General features: G+C 38.8%; 21 protein-coding genes. 20 read left to right on the top strand and 1 reads right to left on the bottom strand.

What is annotated here, in order from left to right:
- The 4 genes from IW492_RS08305 (at position 1) to IW492_RS08295 (ending at position 5,573) form a co-directional block, all read left to right on the top strand.
- Positions 1-4,248: an acyl-CoA dehydratase activase-related protein gene (locus tag IW492_RS08305; protein WP_202067206.1), complete on the top strand. Its 4,248-nt coding sequence runs from the start codon at positions 1-3 to the stop codon at positions 4,246-4,248.
- 243 nt (positions 4,249-4,491) lie between these two features.
- Positions 4,492-5,199, top strand: a complete 708-nt coding sequence (locus IW492_RS08300) for a GntR family transcriptional regulator (RefSeq protein WP_202067153.1) — start codon at positions 4,492-4,494, stop codon at positions 5,197-5,199.
- A gap of 130 nt (positions 5,200-5,329) precedes the next feature.
- A complete protein-coding gene (locus tag IW492_RS18360; RefSeq protein WP_269160925.1) occupies positions 5,330-5,461 on the top strand; it encodes a hypothetical protein in 132 nt (43 codons plus the stop codon).
- Positions 5,436-5,573, top strand: coding sequence for a hypothetical protein (locus tag IW492_RS08295; RefSeq protein WP_202067152.1), 138 nt, complete (start codon positions 5,436-5,438; stop codon positions 5,571-5,573). Before IW492_RS18360 ends, IW492_RS08295 begins: the two co-directional genes overlap by 26 nt.
- A 270-nt stretch (positions 5,574-5,843) precedes the next feature.
- On the opposite strand, the gene IW492_RS08290 is transcribed toward IW492_RS08295, so the two are convergent.
- Complete coding sequence (locus tag IW492_RS08290) at positions 5,844-6,479, bottom strand: YigZ family protein (RefSeq protein ID WP_202067151.1); 636 nt, start codon at positions 6,477-6,479, stop codon at positions 5,844-5,846.
- A 147-nt stretch (positions 6,480-6,626) separates the two neighbouring features.
- On the opposite strand from IW492_RS08290, the gene IW492_RS08285 reads away from it, so the two are divergent.
- The 16 genes from IW492_RS08285 (at position 6,627) to liaX (ending at position 26,048) form a co-directional block, all read left to right on the top strand.
- Complete coding sequence (locus IW492_RS08285) at positions 6,627-6,914, top strand: DUF7662 domain-containing protein (RefSeq protein WP_229441637.1); 288 nt, start codon at positions 6,627-6,629, stop codon at positions 6,912-6,914.
- Between the two features lie 446 nt (positions 6,915-7,360).
- A complete protein-coding gene (locus IW492_RS08280; RefSeq protein ID WP_202067149.1) occupies positions 7,361-8,692 on the top strand; it encodes a DEAD/DEAH box helicase in 1,332 nt (443 codons plus the stop codon).
- On the top strand, positions 8,673-9,359 hold the full coding sequence (locus IW492_RS08275; RefSeq protein WP_202067148.1) for a ComF family protein: 687 nt from the start codon (positions 8,673-8,675) through the stop codon (positions 9,357-9,359). Before IW492_RS08280 ends, IW492_RS08275 begins: the two co-directional genes overlap by 20 nt.
- Before the next feature lie 141 nt (positions 9,360-9,500).
- Positions 9,501-10,055, top strand: coding sequence for a ribosome hibernation-promoting factor, HPF/YfiA family (hpf, locus tag IW492_RS08270; protein WP_202067147.1), 555 nt, complete (start codon positions 9,501-9,503; stop codon positions 10,053-10,055).
- A gap of 246 nt (positions 10,056-10,301) precedes the next feature.
- A complete protein-coding gene (gene secA / locus IW492_RS08265) occupies positions 10,302-12,833 on the top strand; it encodes a preprotein translocase subunit SecA (protein WP_202067146.1) in 2,532 nt (843 codons plus the stop codon).
- Between the two features lie 444 nt (positions 12,834-13,277).
- Positions 13,278-14,379, top strand: a protein-coding gene (gene prfB, locus IW492_RS08260; RefSeq protein ID WP_202067145.1) for a peptide chain release factor 2 whose coding sequence is annotated in 2 segments (ribosomal slippage) — positions 13,278-13,349 and positions 13,351-14,379 — 1,101 coding nt in all. Because the reading frame shifts where the segments join, the coding sequence is not laid out codon by codon here.
- A gap of 105 nt (positions 14,380-14,484) precedes the next feature.
- Complete coding sequence (ftsE, locus tag IW492_RS08255) at positions 14,485-15,171, top strand: cell division ATP-binding protein FtsE (RefSeq protein WP_202067144.1); 687 nt, start codon at positions 14,485-14,487, stop codon at positions 15,169-15,171.
- Complete coding sequence (gene ftsX / locus IW492_RS08250) at positions 15,164-16,048, top strand: permease-like cell division protein FtsX (protein ID WP_202067143.1); 885 nt, start codon at positions 15,164-15,166, stop codon at positions 16,046-16,048. Before ftsE ends, ftsX begins: the two co-directional genes overlap by 8 nt.
- Before the next feature lie 125 nt (positions 16,049-16,173).
- Positions 16,174-17,622 carry a cardiolipin synthase gene (gene cls, locus IW492_RS08245; protein ID WP_202067142.1) on the top strand — a complete coding sequence of 483 codons (1,449 nt, stop codon included), beginning with the start codon at positions 16,174-16,176 and terminating at the stop codon, positions 17,620-17,622.
- A 214-nt stretch (positions 17,623-17,836) separates the two neighbouring features.
- Complete coding sequence (locus IW492_RS08240; RefSeq protein ID WP_202067141.1) at positions 17,837-18,691, top strand: phosphate ABC transporter substrate-binding protein PstS; 855 nt, start codon at positions 17,837-17,839, stop codon at positions 18,689-18,691.
- 114 nt (positions 18,692-18,805) lie between these two features.
- Positions 18,806-19,726: a phosphate ABC transporter permease subunit PstC gene (gene pstC, locus IW492_RS08235; RefSeq protein ID WP_202067140.1), complete on the top strand. Its 921-nt coding sequence runs from the start codon at positions 18,806-18,808 to the stop codon at positions 19,724-19,726.
- A complete protein-coding gene (gene pstA / locus IW492_RS08230) occupies positions 19,726-20,610 on the top strand; it encodes a phosphate ABC transporter permease PstA (RefSeq protein WP_202067139.1) in 885 nt (294 codons plus the stop codon). The genes pstC and pstA overlap by 1 nt, the downstream gene beginning before the upstream one ends.
- A 16-nt stretch (positions 20,611-20,626) precedes the next feature.
- Positions 20,627-21,436, top strand: coding sequence for a phosphate ABC transporter ATP-binding protein PstB (gene pstB / locus IW492_RS08225; protein WP_202067138.1), 810 nt, complete (start codon positions 20,627-20,629; stop codon positions 21,434-21,436).
- A 10-nt stretch (positions 21,437-21,446) separates the two neighbouring features.
- Positions 21,447-22,205, top strand: coding sequence for a phosphate ABC transporter ATP-binding protein PstB (gene pstB, locus IW492_RS08220; protein ID WP_202067137.1), 759 nt, complete (start codon positions 21,447-21,449; stop codon positions 22,203-22,205).
- A gap of 126 nt (positions 22,206-22,331) precedes the next feature.
- Entirely contained in the window at positions 22,332-23,003 is a 672-nt protein-coding gene (phoU, locus tag IW492_RS08215; protein WP_202067136.1) for a phosphate signaling complex protein PhoU, read from the top strand.
- Between the two features lie 1,434 nt (positions 23,004-24,437).
- Complete coding sequence (liaX, locus tag IW492_RS08210) at positions 24,438-26,048, top strand: daptomycin-sensing surface protein LiaX (RefSeq protein ID WP_202067135.1); 1,611 nt, start codon at positions 24,438-24,440, stop codon at positions 26,046-26,048.
- Positions 26,049-26,155: the final 107 nt, after the last annotated feature.

The following is a 26,155-nucleotide window of genomic DNA, read 5'->3' as shown; positions in this document are numbered from 1 at the left end:
ATAAAATTAAGAGCAGGAATCGATGTGGGATCAACCACTGTTAAATTAGTTATTATTGATGGTGAAAATCAAACAAAATTTGCGAAATATGAACGGCATTATTCAGATGTAAAAGCTGCAACGGAACGTGTATTAAGCGACGCTCGGGAAATTTTAGGCGGAGAACAGCCAATAAGCATGATGATTACAGGATCAGGCGGGATGGGTTTGGCAGATGTGCTGGAAATTCCTTTTGTACAGGAAGTAATTGCTTGCACAAAGACGGTTGAAGAAATTATACCTGAAACGGATGTAGCGATAGAGCTTGGTGGGGAAGATGCTAAAATTACCTTTTTTGAGGGTGCTTTGGAGCAGCGCATGAATGGAAGCTGTGCAGGCGGAACGGGAGCCTTTATTGATCAAATGGCAGTATTGCTGAAAACGGATGCCAACGGTGTCAATGAACTGGCTAAGGATTATCAGACTATTTATCCGATTGCTTCCCGATGTGGTGTTTTTGCCAAGACAGATGTTCAGCCGCTAATCAATGAAGGGGCTGCAAAAGAAGATATCGCTGCAAGTATTTTTCAGGCAGTTGTGAATCAGACGATCGCCGGTTTAGCAGCAGGTCGAAAAATAAAAGGGAAGATTGCTTTTCTTGGTGGACCTTTGTTCTTTATGTCTGAACTGCGTAGAAGATTTATTGAAACATTGGATATTAAGCCGGAAGATGTAATTTTTCCTGAACATCCACAGTTATTTGTTGCAATGGGAGCAGCGATTTATTCACAGGAAGTTGAACCGACGCAGCTGAATCGGCTGATTGAAAGACTGACAGGCGGTGATAAAGATCAGCTGAAGCCTACAGATACTTTGGAGCCGTTGTTTAAAGATGAAGAGGATCTGAGAAAATTCAGGAAACGTCACAGTCAGTCGAATACGGTGGAAAAAGTGCTGTCCAAGCACAAAGGGGCAGCTTTTCTGGGGTTGGATGCCGGCTCCACAACAACTAAAGTTACCTTAATTGACGAGGAAGGTAATTTACTTTTTTCTTATTATGGCAATAATCAGGGACAGCCGTTGGAAACAACAATGACTGTTTTGAAGGATCTTTATGCTCAACTGCCGGAAGGAGCGTTTATTGGCAAGGCTGCAGTTACAGGGTACGGTGAACATCTGATAAAAAATGCCCTGAAAGTAGATATTGGCGAAGTAGAGACAATGGCTCACTACAAAGCGGCAGAGCATTTTCAACCCGGTGTTGACTTTATTTTAGATATTGGCGGTCAGGATATGAAAGCGATGACGATAAAAGAAGGTGTTCTGTCTTCTATTCAACTGAATGAAGCTTGTTCTTCCGGATGCGGTTCATTTATCGAAACTTTTGCGAAATCACTGAATTACAATGTGAAAGATTTTGCTTTGGCAGCATTGGAGTCAAAAGGGCCTGTTGATTTAGGTTCTCGCTGTACTGTCTTTATGAATTCCAAAGTGAAGCAGGTGCAAAAAGAAGGTGCCTCTATTGGAGATATTTCAGCAGGGCTCTCCTATTCTGTTATCAAAAATGCCATTTACAAAGTAATTAAAGTGAGAAGACCTGAAGAACTTGGGAAAAAGATTGTTTGTCAGGGAGGAACCTTTTACAATGAAGCTGTTTTAAGGGCTTTTGAAATGATCAGCGGTCGTGAAGTTATACGTCCTTCCATATCTGGATTGATGGGGGCATACGGTGCCGCATTAATTGCACTGGAGAACTATGAACTCGGGGATGAAACAACTCTGCTATCACAAGAAGAAATGGAAACTTTTACTGCAGATAAAGAATTTACGAATTGTGGTCTCTGTGAAAACAATTGTATGATGACTGTGACTATTTTCTCAGATGGCCGCAAGTTTATCACAGGTAATCGCTGTGAACGAGGAGCAAGGATTAAAGTAAAACGTGAAGACCGAAAAGTAAATTTAATCGATTATAAATATCGCAGACTGTTCAAGTATCGTCCTCTGAAAGAAAAAGATGCTGTCAGAGGAACTGTCGGTATTCCACGTGTGTTGAATATGTATGAAAATTATCCTTTGTGGTTTACTTTCTTTAATGATTTAGGATTTAGAGTGGAGTTGTCTCCACGATCCAGCAAGGAATTATATGAACAGGGAATGGAAAGCATCCCAAGTGATACGGCTTGCTATCCGGCTAAAATAACTCACGGGCACATTCAGGCGATGATCGATAAAGGAATTCGAATGATTTTTTATCCAGGAGTGATTTTTGAACGTCAGGAAGACCTGAAAGCGGATAATCATTTTAATTGTCCCATTGTACAAAGTTATCCGGATGTTATCAGAAATAATGTGGATGATATTCGTGATGGAAAAGTGGATTATCGGAATCCTTATATAAATTTGGCAAACGAAGCCTCAGTGGCAGAGGTGCTGGCAGCAGCATTTGAAGATCTGGACATTACAAAGGAAGAAATTACAGCAGCTCTTCATCACGGGTATAAAGAATTGGAGCAGTTTAAAGAAGATGTCCGTAATAAAGGCGAGGAAACACTGTTAATGTTAAATCAAAAAGGGCAGAAAGGGATTGTACTGTCAGGAAGACCGTATCATCTAGATCCTGAAATCAATCATGGTATTGCTGATGTGATTACCCAGGAAGGCTTCCATGTGTTAACAGAGGACAGTATTTCTCATTTGGGCGATATTGGAAATTTAAGAGTGGTCAATCAATGGGTTTACCATTCCAGACTATATGCTGCAGCCAAGGTTGTTGCAAAATCTAAAAATCTTGAGCTGGTTCAGTTGAATTCCTTCGGCTGTGGACTGGACGCTGTGACGACCGATCAGGTGGAAGAAATTATGGAGCAGCATGGCAAAATTTATACAGTGCTTAAAATTGATGAAGGATCAAATCTGGGAGCTATTCGAATTCGGCTGCGCTCATTGAAAGCTGCTGTAGGAGAAAGAGACAAACGTGGGTTTGAACCTCAACAACGTGAAGAAAGTCAGGAGAAAATCATCTTTACGAAGCAAATGAAGAAGAATCATACACTGCTTTTGCCGATGCTTAGTCCTATTCATCAAAACGGACTTGTGGATGTGGCGTTGAAAGCTTCTGGATATAATGTGGTCTGTCTTCCCTCTGAAGATAATGAAGCAATTAATGTTGGACTGAAATATGTTAACAATGATTCTTGTTATCCTGCAATTATTTCAATTGGTCAGCTAGTAGAGGCTCTGCAGAGTGGAGACTATGATATTAACAATGTCAGTGTGATGATGACGCAGACCGGCGGCGGGTGCCGGGCTACCAATTATATTCCGTTGCTGAGAAAAGCATTGAATGATGCAGGCTTTTCACAGGTTCCTGTGGTATCTATTTCAATGGGGAATAAAGGTGTTGAATCAAATCCAGGCTTTAAATTTACTTTACCTATGCTAAAACGAGTGGCTGTTTCTTTCCTGTACGGTGATTTATTTGAACGTGTGGTTTACCGAACACGTCCTTATGAGGTTGAGCCGGGTATGATTGACCGCATGCATGAGGAATGGTTGAAGAAAATCGAGAAAAATGTTCGAAATGGTTCACTGACTCAGTTTAATCGAAATATGAAGAAAATTATTCAGGATTTTGACACTGTTCCTTTGCTGGATATCGAAAAGCCTAAAGTAGGAGTTGTTGGAGAAATACTGGTTAAGTATTCTCCAACTGCAAATAACGATATCGTCCGGCTTTTAGAAGCAGAAGGTGCAGAGGCTGTTGTACCAGATATCGTTGGGTTTATGAATTATTCACTCTATAATCAGATTTTTAAATATGAGAATCTGGGAATGTCGAAAAGGAGTAAAATGATTGCAGAATTTGCAATTAAGATGATTGAATTAGTAGAAAAACCAATGGACAAAGCTCTGAGAAATTCTCATAGATTTGAAGGGATTGCTTCAATCTATGAATTAGCTGAAGATGCAGGTAAGGTGCTGTCAATCGGTAACCATACGGGAGAGGGCTGGTTCCTGACAGGGGAAATGATCGAATTACTGAAAGAAGGCGTAAACAATATTGTTTGCATGCAGCCGTTTGGCTGCCTGCCAAATCATGTGGTTGGGAAGGGAGTTATCAAAGAGCTTAGATACCAGTATCCAAAAGCAAATATCGCTGCCATTGATTATGATCCAGGCGTCTCACTGGTAAATCAGTTGAACCGTATCCGATTGATGATGGCAACAGCTCACAAGATGTTGAAAGAAGAGAAGAGCCATTTATAATATGAGCGTGTGCGCATCGCAGAGTTCGGGATAAACATTCATAAGCGTTTGTCCCGCCGTTTATTCGGGGGTAGATACGAAGAGAGTTTGGAACTTTTTTCTGTCCCACTCTCTGTTTTCTTATTATTCAGTTATACCAAATAAGCGTATTAAGGATAAAAATGCCTTTATATTAAAAATCTGGTTGTTTATTAGGTATATACCAGTTATACTTGGAATATAAGAATAAGAGGGGGAGATCGCATGAGTTCTTCTTTACCAATCTATTTGCAGATACACGATAAGCTAAAAGAAGATATAGAAAAGGGTCGCTGGGCAATTGGAGATCGTCTGCCGTCTGAACGTGAGCTGGCAGTACATTTTAATGTAAGCAGAATGACACTCCGTCAGGCAATTCAAACGCTGGCTGATGAAGGGATATTGGAAAGAAAAATTGGTTCCGGAACATATGTAGCCAGGAAAAAAGTACAGGAAAAAATGATTGGGACAACTAGTTTTACCCAAATTATGGTTTCTCAAAATCGAACACCTTCAAGCAAAACGGTGTCTTATTTTATTGCCAAACCAAACTCCAGTGAGCAGGCTAAACTACAGCTTTCAGAAGAGGATTCTATTTTGAGGATGGAGCGAATTCGCTATGCTGATGGCATTCCTATCTGTTTTGAGGTAGCAAGTATTCCTTATTTCCTTGTAGAAAAGTACAGCAAATCTGAAATTAGTACTTCGTTGTATCAGATGCTGGAAGAAAAAGGCGGGTATAAGATTGGTCATGCCAATCAGACCATTTCAGCTATGCTGGCATCTGAGCAGATTTCCGAGTACTTGGAAATCAAACGTGGAGATGCTATTTTAAGACTGCGGCAGATCTCTTATCTGGAGGATGGCCGCCCATTTGAATATGTACGTACACAATATGCCGGAAACCGCTTTGAATTTTATCTGGAAAAATAAATAGGTCAGAAGGGAAAAGTTATATTTGTAAGCCCCCTGTTAAGCTGATCATGAGCTGCAGATTCATGCTCCTTCGTTTTTGCTTGAATGGTTCGTAGATAAAGTAAAAACACTTGGAGGAGCGAAAAAAATGAATGCCCAACTAAGAGAACTGAATGATGAGGATATACCTTTAATGGAAAGCTGGCTTCAAAGAAAGGCATGTCGCTCGTTGGTATCACGAACCAGAGGACTGGTTGCTGGAGATCAGAAAACGAAATGATGCATTTAAGTTTCTGCACTACTTCATTGTTTTAATGGATGGTCAGGCAATTGGATTTGGACAATACTATTGTTGTGCTGATGCTGAAGAAGAATGGTATGGAGAAGTATAGCTGAACGAAATATACAGTATTGACTATTTAATCGGTGAAGAAGCTCAACTTGGAAAAGGATTTGGAACAGGGATTGTGGGTTTGCTGACAGAAGCTGTTTTTCAGAAGAACAACAGTAAGAGGATTATTTGTTCAGCCGGAACTTGAAAATCAGGCTTCCTGTGGTGCACTGAGATCACACGGTTATTATTTTGATAAGGCAAATAGCTGCTATATCAAAAATAGAAGCTAAATAAGAATGTGCGGCACAACCGCACATTCTTATTTGATTTATTTACAGAGAACCTCATGATAACTGCATTCGCCCTCAACAAAACTAAACTGTCCATTTAATACATCTGTTACTTCGCTGAGAAACTGCTTTGTCTTTTCTTCATCCACTAAACAGATTAAGGTAATAGTTTCACTAAAAAGTGTCTCCTTTGTTGTACAATCACTGCCTTCCAAAAATTTTTGGAGTTTTCCCAGCTGGGAATAAGCAATCGTCAGACGGAGCTCCTGCTGCAGCTTTCCTTCAACAACACCAATTTCATCAATTGCCTGAGAAACAGCATGACTGTATGCGCGAATTAATCCTCCGGTACCTAGTTTAGTTCCTCCAAAATAACGTGTAACTACTGCAGCAACATTGATCAGCTCACGTTTTTTTAAGACCTCCAGCATGGGCACCCCGGCTGTTCCGCTAGGTTCTCCGTCATCACTGCTTCGCTGTATTTCGCCTTTTGAACCAACAACAAATGCACTGCAATTATGGTTTGCTTTCCAATGTTCTTTTTTTATCTCGGCAATAAACGCTTTTGCCTCTTCTTCAGTGTGAACACGCTTCATATAGCAAATAAAACGAGATTTTTTAATTTCCTGTTCACTTTGTCCATCCTGCAAAATTGTAAAATAATGATCGATCATCGTATCTTCCTTTACACAGTTATAATACTACCAGTATAGAAAAAAACAACAGGTTAAGCAACTATGGAAAACATTGAGCTTTCAGGGTGCCAATAGTTGAAACTTCAACGATTTGTGAGATAATAATAACAGATGGGAGGAGATCGCGTGGCCAAAGAACGATCAAAGAAATATGATCATATTACTCAGTACCTTAAAGAAAATGGCGGCTCACAGGTAACACTGACATTTACTCAATTTGACGAACTTCTTTTTCCGTATTCGGGCCTCCCAAAAACTGCCAGAGATGATCCGGACTGGTGGGCTAATGACTATAAACATCCTGAAAAAGGAGCCTATGGTTGGCTCAACGCAGGGTACCAGGTTGCGCAGGTGAACCTGGAAAAAGAATATATTGTATTTAACAAGCTGCTGAAATCGAAGTGGTTGATTTAAAAAATAATTAGAAAACAAAACGAGTCTGTGATAATCTTTGCTCGTCTCAAGCTGCCAATGCTTTTCCAAATAGATGCGTTTGTATCGAGAATCGAACAAAGTCCTTCAATTCTTAGTGGCTTTGCCATTTAGAAATTGAGGAGATCGAAACGAAGTGTAGTGTAGTGAGACTCGTAGGTACAATGATTTTTTCGTAGTAGAAAATCGGTTATCAGAATTTCCAGTCCCATTAAGATAATTATACTAGTGAAAGGGTATACAACACGATGATCTCATAAACAAGTAAATATTTAATCTTAAATAGGAGATAACTGATCGCAGCGTTATATAAAGACTGGAATACTGTTTATTCGATTATAGAGAGATGAGGCATACTAATGTCGCATCTCCATTTTTTTTTGACAATAATTCTCTCTTTTTGCGAATACTAAGACAGGAGGAAAGAAATGAACGAATTAATCGGACGAAAAGTAATGAAAAAGGAGCTGAATACTGATATAGATATCTCTTCAGCGATTCAATTGCCTGCCATGAAAGAATATGGAGATAAAATTGAATGCGGCAGATGTGGGATGAAGCATCTGAAAGCTTTTGTTCAGCTGTCTCAAAATTTCTATTTTTGCCCAAGCTGTATTCAGTTTGGCAGAGTTGACAGCGATGAGATTTTTTATCATCTCCCAGAGACTCAAATTGTTCCCAGAGAAGTTCTCTTTATCTGGCAGGGGCAGCTGACGGACGGTCAACAAGAGGTTTCACAAAATTTGCGGACCATTATCACAAAGAACAGAAACGGCATGATCTGGGCAGTTACAGGAGCAGGAAAAACGGAAATGCTCTTTCATGCGATTTATGAAGCACTGGAAGAGGGGAAACGTGTTGGACTGGCATCTCCCAGAGTGGATGTTTGTTTGGAGCTTTATCCTAGAATTCAGGAGGTTTTTCCAGAAGAGCCAATTACTTTGCTGCATGGAAAGTCTGAAATTCCCTATAATTATACAAAATTAGTTATTTGCACCACACATCAGCTGCTGCGTTTTTATCAGGCTTTTGACTTGCTTATCATTGATGAAGTCGATGCATTTCCGTATGTGAACGAACAAATACTGCATATCGGTGCTCAAAATGCATTAAAAGAGACGGCTAGCTTGATTTATCTCACTGCTACTCCAACAAAAGAGCTTCTTCAAAAACAGAAGATAAATGAACTGGAAACAATTATATTACCAGCGAGATATCACCGCCGGAAACTTCCGGTCCCAAAACTAAAGTGGTGCTTTCAATGGCGCAAAGCGATTAATCAGGGAAAGATTCCAAAGCAGATGCTCAGCCTTCTTCATTTACTGATGAAAAAGAACAATGTACTTCTGTTTTGTCCAAGTATTATTGTTTTGGAGAAACTGTATACTTTGATGAAAAAGCAGCTGCCTGATGGAATGGTAGCTGCTGTTCATTCCAAAGATGAGGAGCGGGCAGAGAAAGTAATGAGGATGAGAAAAAATGAGTTCCGTCTATTTTTAACAACAACAATTCTTGAAAGGGGCGTGACCTTTGATCAGGTTTCAGTCATGGTACTGGGAGCGGAGCATCGGGTATTCACCGAATCTGCTCTGGTTCAGATCGCAGGAAGGGTGGATCGTAAAATGATCCACACAAACGGTGAAGTCTGGTTTGTCCATGATGGACAAACTAGAGAAGTAAAGAACAGTATTCGACAAATACAGCAAATGAATAAGCTGGCGGAGGAGCAAGGACTGGTAGATGAACTGTGTTTATTGTGAGCATCCTTTTATTAAAGTTCCTTCCATTACAGAACTTCTGCTGTTTAAACCCATTTCTGATCATGAGCTTTGCCTTCAGTGTCAGAAAAAATTTCATTTGATTGATAAAAGCTCAGTTTGTTCAGGCTGCTGCAGGGAATACCCTGGAAATCTTTGTGAAGACTGCAAAAGGTGGCAAAGCAAATATCCTGCATACCCTTTTAGTCATACTGCATTATTTCATTATGACAGTGAAATGAAACAGTGGTTTGAGGAATATAAGTTCAAAGGCAACTACGCTCTGAGTCATACTTTTTCAAAAGAAATTTCAAATTTTTTTAAGCAGAAGAAAAATTCTTTGATTATTCCGCTTCCTTTATCGCAAAAAAGACTGGCGATTCGGGGATTTAATCAGGTGGAAGGTATTCTGGCAAGTGCCGGTGTATCCTATTCAGATTATCTATTGAGAATCAGAGAAGATAAACCACAGGCGCAAAAAAGCCGTTTGGAGCGATTGTCAGGTGAACAGCCCTTTGTATTGAAACCCGAATATGAATCCTGTTTGACGAATCAAGCTGTTTTTTTAGTTGATGATATATATACTACAGGAAGAACGCTTTTCTATGCCTCGGAAATTATCTTAAAGTATCCTGTAAAAAAGCTTGAAACTTTTTCTTTAGCTCGATAACTTAAATGATTTTCATAAAATTTGAATGGCAATTTTGTTGGCAAATAGTTAATAGTTAGCTATAATAGAGAATAAGAAGAGAGAAGGAAAGAGTGGTCCTTTGAATTCTCTCTTTAGTGGTAGATGAAAGGGGCAATTGTTATGTTTAGATATAATGTACGTGGAGAAAACATTGAAGTAACAGAAGCAATCCGTGATTACGTAGAGAAGAAAGTTAAGAAACTGGAAAGATATTTCAGTGATTCACCAGAAGCAACTGTTTACGTTAATTTGAAAGTTTACACTGAAAAAACTGCTAAAGTTGAAGTAACTATCCCTCTTCCGTATCTAGTTTTAAGAGCTGAAGAAACTTCTCCTGATTTATATGCGAGCATTGATTTAGTTGTAGATAAACTGGAACGTCAAATCCGTAAATTTAAAACAAAAATCAATCGCAAATCACGCGAAACCGGTACAGAAATTATGAAGGAAGCTGTCTTCTTTACTGAAGATGACAATAATTCAGAAGAAAATTCAGAACTTGATATCGTACGTACAAAACGCCTTTCACTAAAACCAATGGATAGTGAAGAAGCTGTTTTACAAATGAACATGCTTGGACATAATTTCTTCATCTTTGAAGATTCTGACACTAATGGCACAAGCATTGTTTATCGTCGTAAAGACGGTAAATATGGATTGATTGAAACAGACTGAGTTTGAATCATTCCAAAGGTGGAAATATTAATAGTCGACTGGAGTAAGGCAGTTGCTTTTCTCCAGTTTTTATTGTAAATATAGTTGCAAGTACATAGAAATATTTAGGGAATTCTTTTTAGTAAGTTATTTCCTTTCTTAAGAAGTAATGATAAAATAAGAAGGATGATTGTACATTCTTGTAAAAATGACTGTGTAATTCGAAGAAAAAAATAAATAGAGTTAATTGAAAGGAACACTTAAAAAATGGCAAATTTTCTGAGACAGATGATTGAAAATGATAAAAAGGAACTGAAGCGGCTGGAAGCTATCGCAGATAAAATTGACAGCTTTGCTTCAACCATGGAACAATTAAAAGATGAAGACTTTGCAGGAAAAACTGAAGAATTGAAAGGACGCTATCAAAAAGGAGAAACTCTTGATCAGCTGCTTCCGGAAGCTTTTGCTGTTGTTCGTGAAGGGGCAAAAAGAGTCTTGGGACTGTATCCTTACCGAGTTCAGCTTATGGGAGGGATTGTCCTGCATGATGGCAATATTCCTGAAATGAGAACCGGTGAAGGGAAAACCCTGACAGCAACAATGCCGGTTTATTTAAATGCACTCTCAGGAGAAGGTGTTCACGTTGTAACCGTGAATGAATATCTGGCAACACGTGACTCCAATGAAATGGGTGAATTGTATAATTTTCTTGGTCTAAGTGTTGGACTGAATATCAACTCAAAATCAGCAGAAGAAAAACGTGCAGCCTATGCAGCAGATATTACTTACAGTACAAATAATGAGCTTGGTTTTGATTACCTCAGAGATAACATGGTAGTTTATAAAAACCAAATGGTTCAACGTCCGCTGAACTATGCGATTGTGGATGAAGTTGACTCGATTTTAGTCGATGAAGCACGTACACCTTTGATTATTTCAGGGCAAGCTGAAAAATCAACTGGCTTGTATACTCGTGCAGATAATCTGGTAAAACGCTTGAAAGAAGAAGAAGATTATAAGATTGATGTTCAGTCAAAAACGATTAATCTGACAGAAGCCGGTATGGAAAAAGCCGAAGAAACTTTTGGTCTGGAAAATCTTTATGAAATTGAAAATACAGCTTTAACCCATCACTTGGAGCAGGCACTTCGCGCCAACTATATCATGATTCGCGACATTGACTATGTTGTGCAGGAAGGCAAAGTGCTGATTGTTGACCAGTTTACTGGACGTATTATGGATGGTCGTCGCTACTCTGACGGACTGCATCAGGCGATTGAAGCCAAAGAAGGCGTGGAAATCGAAGATGAAACAAAAACAATGGCAACAATCACGTTCCAAAACTATTTCCGGATGTATAAAAAGTTGTCTGGTATGACAGGGACTGCGAAAACGGAAGAAGAAGAATTCCGTGAAATTTATAATATGCAGGTTATCCAGATTCCAACAAACAAACCAATTATTCGTGATGATCGTGCAGATTTGCTTTATCCAACACTGAAAAGTAAATTTATAGCGGTAGTTAATGATATTAAAGAACGTTATCATAATGGGCAGCCAGTCTTGGTTGGTACTGTTGCTGTAGAAACATCTGAGTTGCTTTCTGATATGCTGAATAAGGAAAAAATACCGCATGAAGTATTAAATGCAAAAAATCACTTTAAAGAAGCGGAAATCATTATGAATGCTGGTCAAAAAGGCGCTGTTACTATTGCAACCAACATGGCTGGTCGTGGTACCGACATTAAGTTGGGACTTGGTGTGATTGAATTAGGCGGTTTGGCTGTAATTGGTACTGAACGTCATGAATCACGACGTATCGACAATCAGCTGCGCGGACGTTCGGGCCGGCAGGGAGACCCGGGTGTTTCTCAATTCTACCTTTCTTTAGAGGATGATTTGATGAAACGTTTTGGTACAGATCGTATCAAAGTATTCCTTGATCGGATGAAGATTGATGAAGAAGATGCGGTTATTCAAAGTAAAATGCTGACAAAACAGGTTGAATCTGCACAGAAACGAGTGGAAGGAAACAACTATGATACTCGTAAAAATGTCTTGCAGTATGATGATGTCATGCGCGAACAGCGTGAAGTTATTTATGCACAGCGCCAGCAAGTTATTATGGAAGAAAATGATCTGACAGAAATTTTGCTGAATATGGTGAAACGTACTATCGGACGTGTTGTTGACAGCCATACCCAACTGGAAAAAGAAAATTGGAACATTGAAGGTATTGTTGATTTTGCCGGCTCTGCTCTTTTACATGAAGATGAAGTTTCTGCGGAAGATATTAAAGATAAAACACCTGAACAAATCAAAGAATATTTGTATGAGGCTGCCCATAAAGTTTATGAAACAAAAGCAGGACAGCTGAATGGACCGGAACAAATGCTTGAATTCCAAAAAGTGGTTATTCTGCGTGTTGTAGATACAAAATGGACGGATCATATCGATGCGATGGATCAGCTGCGTCAATCAGTGGGATTGCGTGCATATGGACAAAATAATCCATTAGTGGAATACCAGACTGAAGGATACCAAATGTTTGAAGATATGGTTGGAGCGATCGAGTTTGAAGTAACCCGTCTGTTTATGAAATCAGAGATTCGCCAAAATGTTCAAAGAGAACAGGTTGCTAAAGGTGAAGCAAGTCATCCAGGCGAAACAGCAGAAGAACAAAGTAATACTTCTGCTAAAAAGAAACCTGTTAAAGTGGATAAAAAAGTTGGAAGAAATGATCCATGTCCATGCGGCAGTGGAAAAAAATACAAAAACTGTCATGGTAAAAATGCGTAATATGTGAAGAAATCGGGACGGAAGTATTCAACTTCAAAGAATGAACAGAAATTGATAACTGAATGGCAGGTTGACTGCGACTGTTTATTTGCAGAAAGCGGAGCATTCAATTTTGCAGAGAAACTGTTTAGTACTGCTTAGTAGGAAATGGTTCTCAGTTAAATCAAATTCTGATTCATTTTATAGGAGTGACTTCTGTCCCGCTGTTTTATTGAGCTGAAAAAAGTTGATGCAGATCATCTGTTTTCAGAACTGAAATAATCATACAGTCAAATGTTTTAGTTTGGCTGGCTGCATCCATAAAAATTAAAGAATTGCTAAAGATGAATAAGTCAGCAGTTGATATTTCTTTTTTTCTCCTGTAGTCTTTAGTATCTATTAATTCTATGGGCAAAAACAGCAAAATTCCATTTAGTATATGAAAAGAAAGGAATGTTTCAATTTATGGAAAATGCAGAAATTCGCCGTTCTTTAGATGAAATGAATGAAAAAATCAACAGCTATAGGGGGTCTCTTTGACTTAGATCAGTTAGAGGAAGACATTGCTGAGGCTGAACATAGAATGGCAGAACCGGGCTTTTGGGATAATACAGAAGAAGCGCAAAAGCTGATTAATGAAACCAATATTTACAAAGAGAAATTTCAGCAGTTTAATCAGTTGTCTGAGGAACTTGAAGAATTGGAGATCATGAATGAACTGCAGCAGGAAGAGTATGACCAGGAGACACAGGATGAGTTGGTGGAAAGAATTCAAAAGCTAACTGAAAAGCTGGCTGTTTATGAACTTTCTCTTCTGTTAAATGAACCGTATGATAAGAATAATGCAATCATTGAACTGCATCCGGGAGCTGGCGGTACTGAATCACAGGATTGGGGGAGTATGCTCCTTAGAATGTATACACGCTGGGCAGAAAGCCATGGCTTTCAAGTTGCGACACTGGATTATCTTGCAGGAGATGAAGCGGGGATCAAGAGTGTTACACTGGAAATAAAAGGGTATAATGCTTACGGCTATTTAAAATCCGAAAAAGGCGTTCATCGTCTGGTTAGAATTTCTCCGTTTGATTCAGCCAAGCGCCGACATACTTCATTTTGTTCTGTCGATGTAATGCCTGAACTGGATGATACGGTAGAAATAGATATTAATACAGATGATTTGAAAGTTGATACGTATCGTGCCAGCGGGGCCGGAGGACAGCATATCAATAAGACAGAGTCGGCAGTTCGGATTACTCATATTCCAACTGGGACGGTAGTTGCCAGCCAGGCTCAGCGCTCTCAGCTGAAGAACAGGGAGCAGGCAATGTCTATGCTGAAAGCAAAACTTTATCAGCTGGAACTTGAGAAAAAGGAACAGGAAGCAGCAAGCCTGCGTGGCGAGCAGCTCGAAATTGGCTGGGGCTCTCAGATTCGTTCCTATGTTTTTCATCCATACTCCATGGTTAAGGATCACCGGACGAATCATGAAACTGGAAATGTACAAGCTGTGATGGATGGAGATCTTGATGGATTTATTGATGCGTATTTAAAAATGCAGATTAATTAGCTTTAGTTTGTAAATGAAATATAACTGTAAAGTCTTGCAAGAGGATTGAAACAAATTAATGCTATAATAAGCAATGATTTTATACAGAGATGGAGAGAAAACATCATGATTGAAATGAAAGATATAATGAAGAAGTATTCTAATGGAACAACAGCTATTAGAAATCTTTCAATAGAAATAAAACCTGGTGAGTTTGTCTACGTTGTAGGACCTTCAGGTGCTGGTAAATCAACGTTTATCAAACTGATGTACCGCGAGGAAAAAGCAACAAAAGGCAAATTAAAAGTTGCCGGACACGACTTGATAAAGATCAAGAACACTGAGGTTCCTTATCTGAGAAGAGAAATTGGAATTGTTTTCCAGGACTATAAACTGTTAAGCAAAAAGACTGTTTATGAGAATGTTGCCTACGCAATGCAGGTAATTGGAAGAAAACCGCGTGAGGTGAAAAAACGTGTAATGGAAGTGTTAGATTTAGTTGGTTTGAAACATAAAGTACGTGTTTTCCCAAGCGAACTATCTGGAGGAGAACAACAGCGTGTTTCTATTGCCCGTGCAATTGTTAATACACCAAAAGTTCTTATTGCCGATGAGCCTACCGGAAATCTTGATCCGGAAAATTCCTGGGAAATCATGAAATTACTGGATCGAATCAATGCCCAGGGAACAACGGTTGTGATGGCAACGCATAACAGCACGATCGTAAACACCATCCGTCACAGAGTTATTGCGATAGAAAATGGACGGATCATTCGAGATCAAGCGGAAGGGGATTACGGTTACGATGATTAGAACATTTTTTACTCATATGCTTGAGAGTATGAAAAGTTTGAAGCGAAACGGTTGGATGACCATTGCTTCAACCAGTGCTGTGACGATTACACTGATACTTGTTGGTATTTTCATGGCAATTATTTTTAATGCTACAAAGCTTTCAAGAGATATTTCACAAAACGTAACAGTTTCAGTATTTGTTGATATTGGAACAACTGCGGAGGAGATGCAGAATTTAGAAGCTGAACTGGGACAGATTAAAAATGTTGAGAGCATTTCTTATTCAAATAAAGATCAGCAGCTGAAGAAAATACAAGATCAAATGGGAGACGCCTGGAATTTATTTGAAGGCGACAGCAACCCGCTTTATGATGTGTATTATCTAAGTGCAAAAGAACCTGAACAGACAAAGAAAATATCAGAGGATGCCGGAAAACTTCAAAATGTTTTTAAAGCCGATTACGGCGGTGTTTCATCAGATAAGATTATTCAACTGGCAAAAACAGTTCAAACCTGGGGACTTGCTGCTGCAGCGTTGTTGCTGTTTGTTGCAGTTTTCCTAATTTCCAATACTATACGTATTACTATCCTTTCCAGACAAAGAGAAATCCAAATTATGCGTCTGGTTGGTGCTAAAAATGGATATATCCGTTGGCCGTTCTTTCTTGAAGGAGCGTGGATTGGGTTATTGGGAGCTATTGTTCCAATTTTGTTACTGACATTTGGTTATACACAAGCATATAATATTTTGAATTTGCAGCTGCTGCGTTCAAACTATTCCATGCTTAAGCCTGAAAGCTTTTTATGGCAGTTAAATCTGCTGATGGTAGGAACAGGTATGATTATCGGATCAGTAGGATCAATTATTTCAATGCGTCGTTTCTTAAAGATATAAGAATTTAGGCGGAGGTTGTGCTAAACACTCATGAGTGTTTAGCACAACCTCGCTTTTTTTCTTTACTTATTTTAATAAGTTCGCTATTCTTACTATTATGGGAAAGTTAGGGTTGAGGTGAACAGATGAGTTTTGTCATTAATAATTTTTTTGTTATTATTTTTATTGCAAATATTTTACTGTCATTGATTATTGTCTTCTGGGAAAGGAAACAGACTGCACAAACTTGGGCATGGTTGCTGGTTCTGTTGTTTGTTCCAGTTGTTGGATTTATACTCTATATCTTTTTAGGAAGAGGAATTTCCAAAGATAAGATATTTGATATGAAGATGCAGGTTAAGCTTGGCTTGAATGTAGAGATAGAAGTTGAAAAGCAATCGTTAAAGCGGGGACTGTTTCCTCATCCGCCTACGGGTGAGGTAGAATCGAAGCAGCTGATTTATATGCTGACCATTTTTGAAAGCTCTATGTATTCCACAAACAATGATATTGTTTTATATACGGATGGGCGGGAGAAATTTGACGCTCTAATTGATGATATCAAAAATGCAAAAAATCACATTCATATGGAGTACTATATATACCGTTCAGATGAATTGGGTCAGGAAATACGAAGTGAATTAATAGCTGCAGCTAAACGAGGGGTTAAAGTTCGTCTGCTTTTGGATGCATGGGGTTCTACTCAGGTAAATATGAAGTTTTTTGAAGGATTAACGAAAGAAGGAGGGGAAGTTGCTTTCTTCTTTCCATTATTTGTCCCCTATTTAAATCCAAGAATTAATTACCGGAATCACAGGAAAATTGTTGTCATTGACGGAATAATCGGATACACTGGAGGATTCAATGTCGGAAACGAGTATCTGGGACTTGTTGATAAATTTGGGTACTGGAGGGATAATCATCTACGGATATATGGTGATGCTGTGTACAGTATGCAGAACCGGTTCCTGATGGACTGGAATTCTCAGCATACTGAGGAAGTAAGTTACGATGATGCTTATTTCCCATCTATTACTTCTTTAGGGAAACGAGCTGTTCAGGTGGTAACGAGCGGACCTGATTCTGAACATGAACAGATTAAAATGACTTATTTGAAGATGATTTCCATTGCAAAGAAAGAAATTCTAATTCAGACTCCTTACTATATTCCTGACGAATCTATCCATGAGGCAATTAAGCTTGCATTGCTGTCTGGTGTGAAAGTAAGAATTCAAATTCCAAATAAACCAGATCATATGCTGGTTTACTGGGCAACCTATTCGTTTGCTGCTGAACTGCTTGAGTATGGTGCAATTATTGAAACCTATGAAAATGGTTTTATACATGCTAAAACGATGATTATAGATGGAGGAATTGTATCTGTGGGATCAGCGAACATCGATGTTCGTTCATTCCGACTGGATTTTGAAGTCAATACGATTATTTATGATCAGGAATTTTCAGAAAAAGTCAGAGATTCATTCTATGAAGATTCGCAAGTATCTGAGCTCCTGACTCAGGAAAAGTACAATGCACGCGGCTTTTGGATTAAACTCAAAGAAGGGTTGGCTAGACTAATTTCACCTTTGCTGTGAACTAAACAGAATGAGTAGAGTAAGAACTGGCATTTGATTTTTAAGATACAAGCCCATAAGATAGTATTACTGAAATCGGAGAGAATCTCCGATTTTTTGTTATTTTATTATGATAATGCAGTGGGTTTGAGAAAAAGTAAAGAAATTTAATTTTCAAGTTCCAATGTTAATGTTAAAATGAACTGAATGAAAGTATTTGGAGGATTGTTGAAAAATGAAAACGAAATTATTCATTCTTTTTAGCTTTATTAGTTTGGTCGGACTTTCAGGCTGTGCCAGCTGGATTGATCGTGGAGAATCAATTACTGCTGTCGGCTCATCTGCGTTGCAGCCTTTGGTGGAAACCGCAAGTGAAGCCTACCAAAACAGTAACCCTGGAAGGTTCATCAATGTTCAGGGCGGCGGAAGCGGAACTGGGCTGAGCCAGGTTCAGGCCGGTGCTGTAGAAATAGGAAATTCTGATCTGTTTGCAGAAGAGAAAAAAGGGATTGATGCCGATAAACTGGTTGATCATAAAGTAGCAGTTGCCGGAATTACCCCAATTGTAAACAAAAATATCGGCGTGACTGATATCTCATTGGAAAATCTGAGAAAGATCTTTCTTGGAGAAATAAAGAACTGGAGCGAACTGGGCGGTACCGATGTGGAAGTGGTTATATTAAATCGTGCTTCAGGAAGCGGTACACGTGCAACTTTTGAACAATGGGTTCTTGACGGTCAGACAGCTGTAAAGGCACAAGAACAGGATTCCAGCGGGATGGTTCGATCTATTGTTTCAGATACGCCCGGAGCAATCAGCTATACGGCTTTTTCATATGTAAATGATCAGGTTGCGACATTAAGCGTTGATGGCATAGAACCAACGGATGAAAATGTAACAACAAACGCCTGGAAAATCTGGTCCTATGAACATATGTATACATTGGGCGAACCGCAAGAATTAACAAAGGATTTTCTTGAATTTATGCTGTCGGATCAGGTGCAGGGAGAGATTGTTGAACAGCTGGGGTACATTCCTGTTTCCAAAATGAAAGTTGAACGGGACTGGGAAGGAAATTTAATCAATTAATCATCTTTACACAAAATTTACAAACTTAACATAAGATTTACATGTTATTAAATGCAAATTGATATTCAACGCGTAGACTTGAATTTATCTTATAGTGCTCAAGGAGGGGTTTTCTTGGAAGATGTGCAGAAGCAATTACTGACAAAATCAAAACGGTCAAGAATGGAGCAACGGGGAAAATTTATCAGTTTCTTATGTATTGCTCTAATTGTACTCGTGGTACTTTCAATTTTTTATTTCGTAGCAAGCAAAGGTATGGCAACCTTTTTTGTAGATAAAATAAATGTTTTTGATTTTATATTTGGAACAGATTGGAATCCCAGTGCGACTGGACCTGGCGGACAGCCAATGGTTGGTGCGCTTCCAATGATTACGGGGTCATTCATAGTGACATTTCTATCAGCCATTATTGCAACACCTTTTGCTATTGGTGCAGCAGTATTTATGACGGAAATTTCCCCGAAAAAAGGCTCAAAAATTCTGCAGCCGGTTATTGAATTATTAGTGGGTATTCCTTCTGTGGTTTACGGTTTTATCGGACTGACAGTGATTGTACCCTTTATCCGCTCGATCTTTGGAGGAACTGGTTTTGGTATTTTGGCTGGGACATTTGTTCTGTTTGTTATGATTTTACCTACGGTTACTACGATGACTGTCGATGCCTTAAAAGCTGTTCCACGTCACTACCGGGAAGCGTCTCTGGCTTTAGGGGGAACACGTTGGCAGACAATCTATAAAGTAGTTTTAAGAGCGGCTGTTCCAGGAATTCTGACAGCTGTTGTGTTTGGAATGGCTCGGGCGTTTGGTGAAGCGTTGGCTATTCAAATGGTTATTGGTAATGCTGCTGTCATGCCAAATGGATTCACAACACCGGCATCAACATTGACAAGTATCTTAACGATGGGAATCGGTAATACAATTATGGGCACAGTTGAGAACAATGTTCTCTGGTCACTGGCTCTGATTTTACTCCTAATGTCCTTATTATTTAATATTATCATTCGAATTATTGGCAGGAAGGGAGCGTTGAAATAATGAATGCTAAAAAAGCTGATAAAATAGCAACAGGTGTTCTTTATACCGTTTCCGGAGTCATCGTCCTGTTATTGGCAGCGTTGCTGCTGTTCATTCTATTTAGAGGACTCCCTCATATTTCCTGGAGCTTCCTGACAACACCATCTAAAGCTTATCAGGCAGGCGGAGGAATTGGGATTCAATTATTTAACTCTCTTTATCTGCTATTAATAACAATGCTTATCAGTATGCCGATTTCTCTGGGAGCAGGAATATATTTATCGGAATATGCAAAAAAGAATTGGCTGACAGATGTGATTCGAACCTCTATTGAAATTTTGAGCTCATTACCGTCAGTCGTAGTAGGTCTTTTTGGTTTTTTAGTTTTCGTTGTTCAAATCGGTTACGGGTTTTCAATTATTTCTGGTGCACTTGCACTGACGTTCTTTAATCTGCCTTTACTGACAAGAAATGTGGAAGAATCGCTTAAAGCTGTACATTACACACAGCGTGAGGCGGGACTTGCTCTAGGCTTGTCTCGCTGGGAGACAGTGAGAAAGGTCATTATACCTGAAGCAATGCCGGGAATTCTGACAGGACTGATTTTGAGCTCAGGACGGATATTTGGCGAAGCAGCCGCCTTGATTTATACAGCTGGACAAAGCGCACCTGCTTTGGATTTCAGTAATTGGAATCCATTGAGTATTTCCAGTCCAATCAGTATTTTCAGACAGGCGGAAACATTAGCTGTTCATATCTGGAAAATCAATTCAGAAGGAACCATGCCGGATGGTCCGGCAGTATCAGCAGGAGCCTCTGCAGTTTTAATCATCGTTGTTTTGTTATTCAACTTTGGTGCCCGGTTTATCGGAAATAAACTGCACAAGCGATTGACATCAGCGTAATGTTAGGGGTAGACAAATGAAAGAATATAATTTGAATGAAACAAATATTATCCAGTTAAATCCTGAAGAGACGCCCATTGCTCTTTATACAGAGGACTTGCATGTTTGGTATGGTGACAATGAAGCGATTAAGGGCGTAGACCTTCAATTTGAAAAGAGCAAGATTACTGCGCTTATCGGGCCTTCCGGCTGTGGAAAATCCACTTATCTGCGTTCGTTGAATCGAATGAATGATGGAATTGCAAACACCAAAATTACAGGGAAAATTATGTACAAAGGTGTGGATGTGAACAGTAAGAAGGTTGATGTCTATGAAATGCGTAAGCGAATCGGTATGGTGTTTCAGCGTCCAAATCCGTTCAGCAAATCAATCTACGAAAATATTACTTTTGCATTGAAACAGCATGGGGAAAAAGATAAAAATAAACTTGATGAAATTGTTGAAACAAGCTTGAAGCAGGCTGCATTGTGGGATCAGGTAAAAGATAATTTGAATAAGAGTGCGCTGGCTTTATCCGGAGGTCAGCAGCAACGTTTGTGTATTGCACGGGCAATTGCAATGAAACCGGATATTCTTTTATTAGATGAGCCGGCAAGTGCATTGGACCCTATTTCAACAGGAACTGTGGAAGAAACACTGGTCAGCCTGAAAGACAATTATACAATTATTATTGTAACGCACAATATGCAGCAGGCAGCACGTATCAGTGATCAAACAGCATTTTTCTATTTAGGAAAAGTTATTGAATACGACGAAACACGTAAAATCTTTACGCGACCAAAAATACAGGCAACAGAAGATTATGTTTCCGGACATTTTGGTTAGGAGGAAAAAGATGACAAAAGAAATTATTTCATCCAAGGATCTGCATTTATATTACGGGAAAAAAGAAGCCCTGAAGGGAATCGATCTTTCGATTAATCAGGGAGAAATTACGGCAATGATCGGTCCGTCCGGCTGTGGGAAATCCACTTATCTGCGGTCGTTAAATCGAATGAATGATCTGATTCCGGGGGTAACGATAACTGGCAGTGTTATGTATAAAGGAAAAGATATCTACGGACCTAAAACAGATACTGTAGAGCTTCGTAAAGAAATCGGCATGGTATTTCAACAGCCTAATCCTTTTCCGTTTTCCGTATATGAAAATGTCATATATGGATTGCGTTTAAAAGGTGAAAAGGATAAACAGGTACTGGACGAAGTGGTGGAAACAAGCCTGAAAGCTGCTTCTGTTTGGGATGATGTGAAAGATAAACTGCATAAAAGTGCGTTATCTTTATCTGGAGGACAGCAGCAGAGAGTCTGTATTGCCAGAGTATTAGCAGTAAATCCTGAAATTATTTTGCTTGATGAGCCGACCAGTGCTCTGGATCCTGTATCGAGCGGGAAGATTGAAAGTATGCTGCTGACATTGAAAGAACAATATACGATGATTATGGTTACACACAATATGTCTCAGGCTTCTCGTATTTCTGATAAGACAGCTTTCTTTTTGCAGGGAGAACTGATAGAATTTAACGATACGAAAAAAATCTTTTTGAATCCGAAGAAAAAAGAAACAGAAGATTATATATCAGGGAAATTTGGATAAGTCTGAATCACAGATTTATTTAGAAGGCTGCAGGGAGTTAGTATTATTGAAAGAGAAAAAAGAAGAAAGTAGTCGAAAAATTTTAGACGATTACTTTACATACAGAGAATGTAAGGAGGAAGGTATATGCTGCGCAGTCAGTTTGAAGAAGAATTATTAAATCTGCATAATCAATTTTATGAAATGGGAATGATGGTGAGCAATGCAGTTCATAAGTCTGTTCGTGCCTATATTGACCACAATAAGGAACTTGCTCAGGAAGTGATTGATTATGATACTGAAATCAATGACATGGAAGTAAAGCTGGAAAAGAAAAGTTTTGAAATGATTGCTTTACAGCAGCCGGTGACAACTGATTTACGAATGATCATTACAGTGATGAAAGCCAGCTCTGATTTGGAAAGAATGGCAGATCATGCTGTTTCCATCGCAAAATCAGCAATCCGCTTAAAAGGAGAAACACGAATTCCTGAAATTGAGAAAGAAATATCCGATATGTCTGATTTTGTGAAAAAAATGGTGGACAATGTATTGATCGCCTATGTGAAAACAGATGAAAAGGATGCACGTATGATTGCTACAATGGACGATACTGTGAATGACTACTTTAACAGTATCTACAAAAATTCGGTTAGAAGCATGCAGGAAAATCCCGAAACAGTAATCAGCGGAACAGACTATCTTCATGTGGCAACATATTTGGAGAGAATTGGTGACTATGTAACGAATATCTGTGAATGGATTGTCTATCTTGCAACAGGAAAAATTACTGAATTAAACACCAATCACGATGAATAATTAAATGAATAGTACGACGAAGTTGTGACAAAGCGTCTCCATGCGATGAGTAATCGCAGGAGCACTTGCACGAACTTAATTGCGACGAGTAACCGCAGGAGCAGAAGTGTTCTAGCTCAAGAACCAAGTAGGTATCATCTACTCTGACAAGTCAATCGTAGTGATTTATGACACCAAGAAGGATAATCCGAAAATTGTCATGGAACACTATTTATGAAATGAATAGCTGTGGATTGATATCTACTTGGAGCTGTCTATATTTTTGAGAGTATTCGGCTTATTTCCGAGATGTTGCCTGCGATTAATCGGCACAGATTAGGACCGACAAGTGCTAGTTCTACTTTGCCGCTTCTGCTTATATTCGCACTTTAGCAGAATGGTATGCGTAGTTTCGATAAGTATTTCTTGAATGAAACTAGCTCACTTGATGTAGTAGAACGGTATGCGGAGCAGAGCTGCTGTCTCTACGAGTCCAACGATTCTCTAGACAAAACATTACACTGTATCCATTTTTCTTCGTCTACGGTTCTCACTACACTACACTACACAACACTACACTTCGTTTCGATCTCATCAATTTCTAAATGGCAAAGCCACTAAGAATTGAAGGACTTCGTTTCGATCTCATCAATTTCTAAATGGCAGAGCCACTAAGAATTGAGGGGCTTCATTCTGATCCTCGAAGCATGGAGAGGATTTGTAACACCATTTATTCGGTTTTAAGGGTTCTGGACATATTAATGTCACAGACCTATTTTTTTTGAAGAAAGGCAACTCGATTACAAAAAATTTTTATTTTTTAATTTTCCGCTGATAAAATGAAGTATCCAGCAGAAAACCAGTGTACTGACCGAATTAAAAAAGGTTATACTTTTAATCCAAGAAACGTGGAGCCAGAACGGGAGCAACTCGGCAGAAAATGCTGATTTTATCCCTAACTGGAGTCAAACTAGCTGTAAAAATTATAGAAACAGCTTAAAATTTTCTAAGAACATCATGTATAGACTATTTTTTAGTGCAATTTATAATTTGGTCAGAGTGTTAGGGTTTGTCTGAAAACTATTGAGGGAATGGCTTTTTCAGGAATTTAAGCGATAGTCATGGGGAGAAATACAGTTTATGTGATTCATAAGCGAGGGTTTATAACGGCGATATCTGTAGAAATTATGAAAAGACTCGCTGCTAGAGTATTCATACCGATTCTAAATTGTTTTCTTTCTATATAAAATAATCAGTAATAATTGACCATCCATTATGAAATGTTTTATGATTAAACCAGATAAGAAAGCGGAGAATTGCTGTGTTTTTTGAATGTCCTTAAGAATGAGGGAAAATTCATTCTTAAGTCCTATGACAAAGAAATGAAAAAAAGGCATAATAATACATGTAAGGAAGACACCTTAGGGTGAAAAATTTGCTAAGGAGGCAATTTCCATGAAAGAAAGAGAAAGAGTACTGGATTTAGTAAAAAAAGGAATCCTGTCATCTGAGGAAGCCTTGGTCTTATTAGAAAACCTGGCAACTGAAAAAGATGAAAAACAGATAAAAAAAGCTGCAGATGAAGTAGATGTAACAACTACGAATGTTGATTCAAAAGAAAGTGACCAAGTTGCTGATTTATTAGATGAGTTAGAATCTGAAAAAGAAACAGTGGAAGACGAGAAAAGCGCTGCTGATTCTTTTGAAGAACAAACAAAAGCGAGTATAGAAGCAGATCGAAAAAATTTGGAAAAGATTTTAGATGAGCTGGCAACTAAAGCAAATCAGGCTTCTGTGGAACTGGATGAAGTAAATGCTGAGATTGCGGGAATCAAAGAAGAAATTAAAGAAACGCAAGAAGCTCTGATGGAGCTGAACACCAAGGAAGAACTAGGTGAGCTTTCTGAAGAAGATCTGAAAATAAGAGCTGATTTGGAAGAAGAGCTTAAAAAGCTAGAAGATTCTCTGGCTGATAGCAGTCAGGAAAAGATTGCGTTGGAAGCAGAACTGAAAAATATACGTAAAGAACAATGGACTGAAACGAAGGATCGTGTAACTTCAAAATTTGATATTCCGGATGACTGGAAAGAGCAGGCAACTGATACAATAAATCAGGTTGGCGAAAAAATGAGTGAAGCCGGTTCTCAATTAGGTTCATTCCTAAAGAAAACATTCAGTACAGTAGCTGAAACGGTTAACGAAAACGTTGAATGGAAAGATATTAATTTCCGTGTACCGGGTGTGGCTACAACGAAATTTGACCATGAGTTTAATTATCCTGCTGTTGAAGCAAGCTTGATTGATGTGAAAGTGGCCAACGGAAATGTTGTTTTCAAAACATGGGATCAGGATGATGTAAAAGTGGAAGGAAAGATCAAACTCTATGGTAAAATGGACGGAGACACACCTTTGGAAGCCTTCCTTGAAAGAAGTCAGATTGATGTGGATGATGAAGTCATTTCATTCCAAATTCCAAATAAACGCGTAAGAGCTGACCTTGTATTCTATCTACCTGCACGTACATATGATCATGTATCTGTTAAATTACTGAATGGTAATATCACGGTGGAAGAATTAAAAGCAAAAGATGTTTATACGAAGTCTACAAATGGCTCAATTACTTTTAACGACATCAATGCAACGATGTTGGAAGTAGAAGGAGTAAATGGCGATATTAAAGTCCTTAAAGGAGAAATTCTGGATAATATTATCGAAACAGTAAACGGTACTGTTACAGTTGCAGCAACTCCTCAAACGATTGCAATCTCTTTAATCAACGGGGATATTCGAATTACTGTAAAGGAAAATACGTTGAAAAAAATTGAAGCAAGTTCAGTGAACGGGAATGTAAAAATTGCTTTACCGCTGATGCTTGGTATTGAAGGAACTGTTAAAACAAGCTTAGGCAGTATTAACAGTCGATTGTCAGACTATGAAGTGATCCGTAAGAAAAAAGAACGTACGAATCAGCTGCTTCAATTCAGACGTGTTTCCGATGAGCAAATGGCTCAAATCAATGCTTCTACAACAACAGGAAATATTTATTTGAAAGATACAGACAAATAAATATATAAGTAATTAACCAATAAAGTTATAGTAGAGCGTGGGACAACGTTTAACAGGAACTTTGTCCCGGCTTTTTGAAAAATAATCAACTTATCAGGAATAAGAGG

The organism is Enterococcus sp. BWB1-3 (genome assembly GCF_016745275.1).
GTDB lineage: Bacteria > Bacillota > Bacilli > Lactobacillales > Enterococcaceae > Enterococcus_L.
Note: the sequence above shows the minus strand (reverse complement) of the source record. Positions and strands in the feature narration are given on the sequence as shown.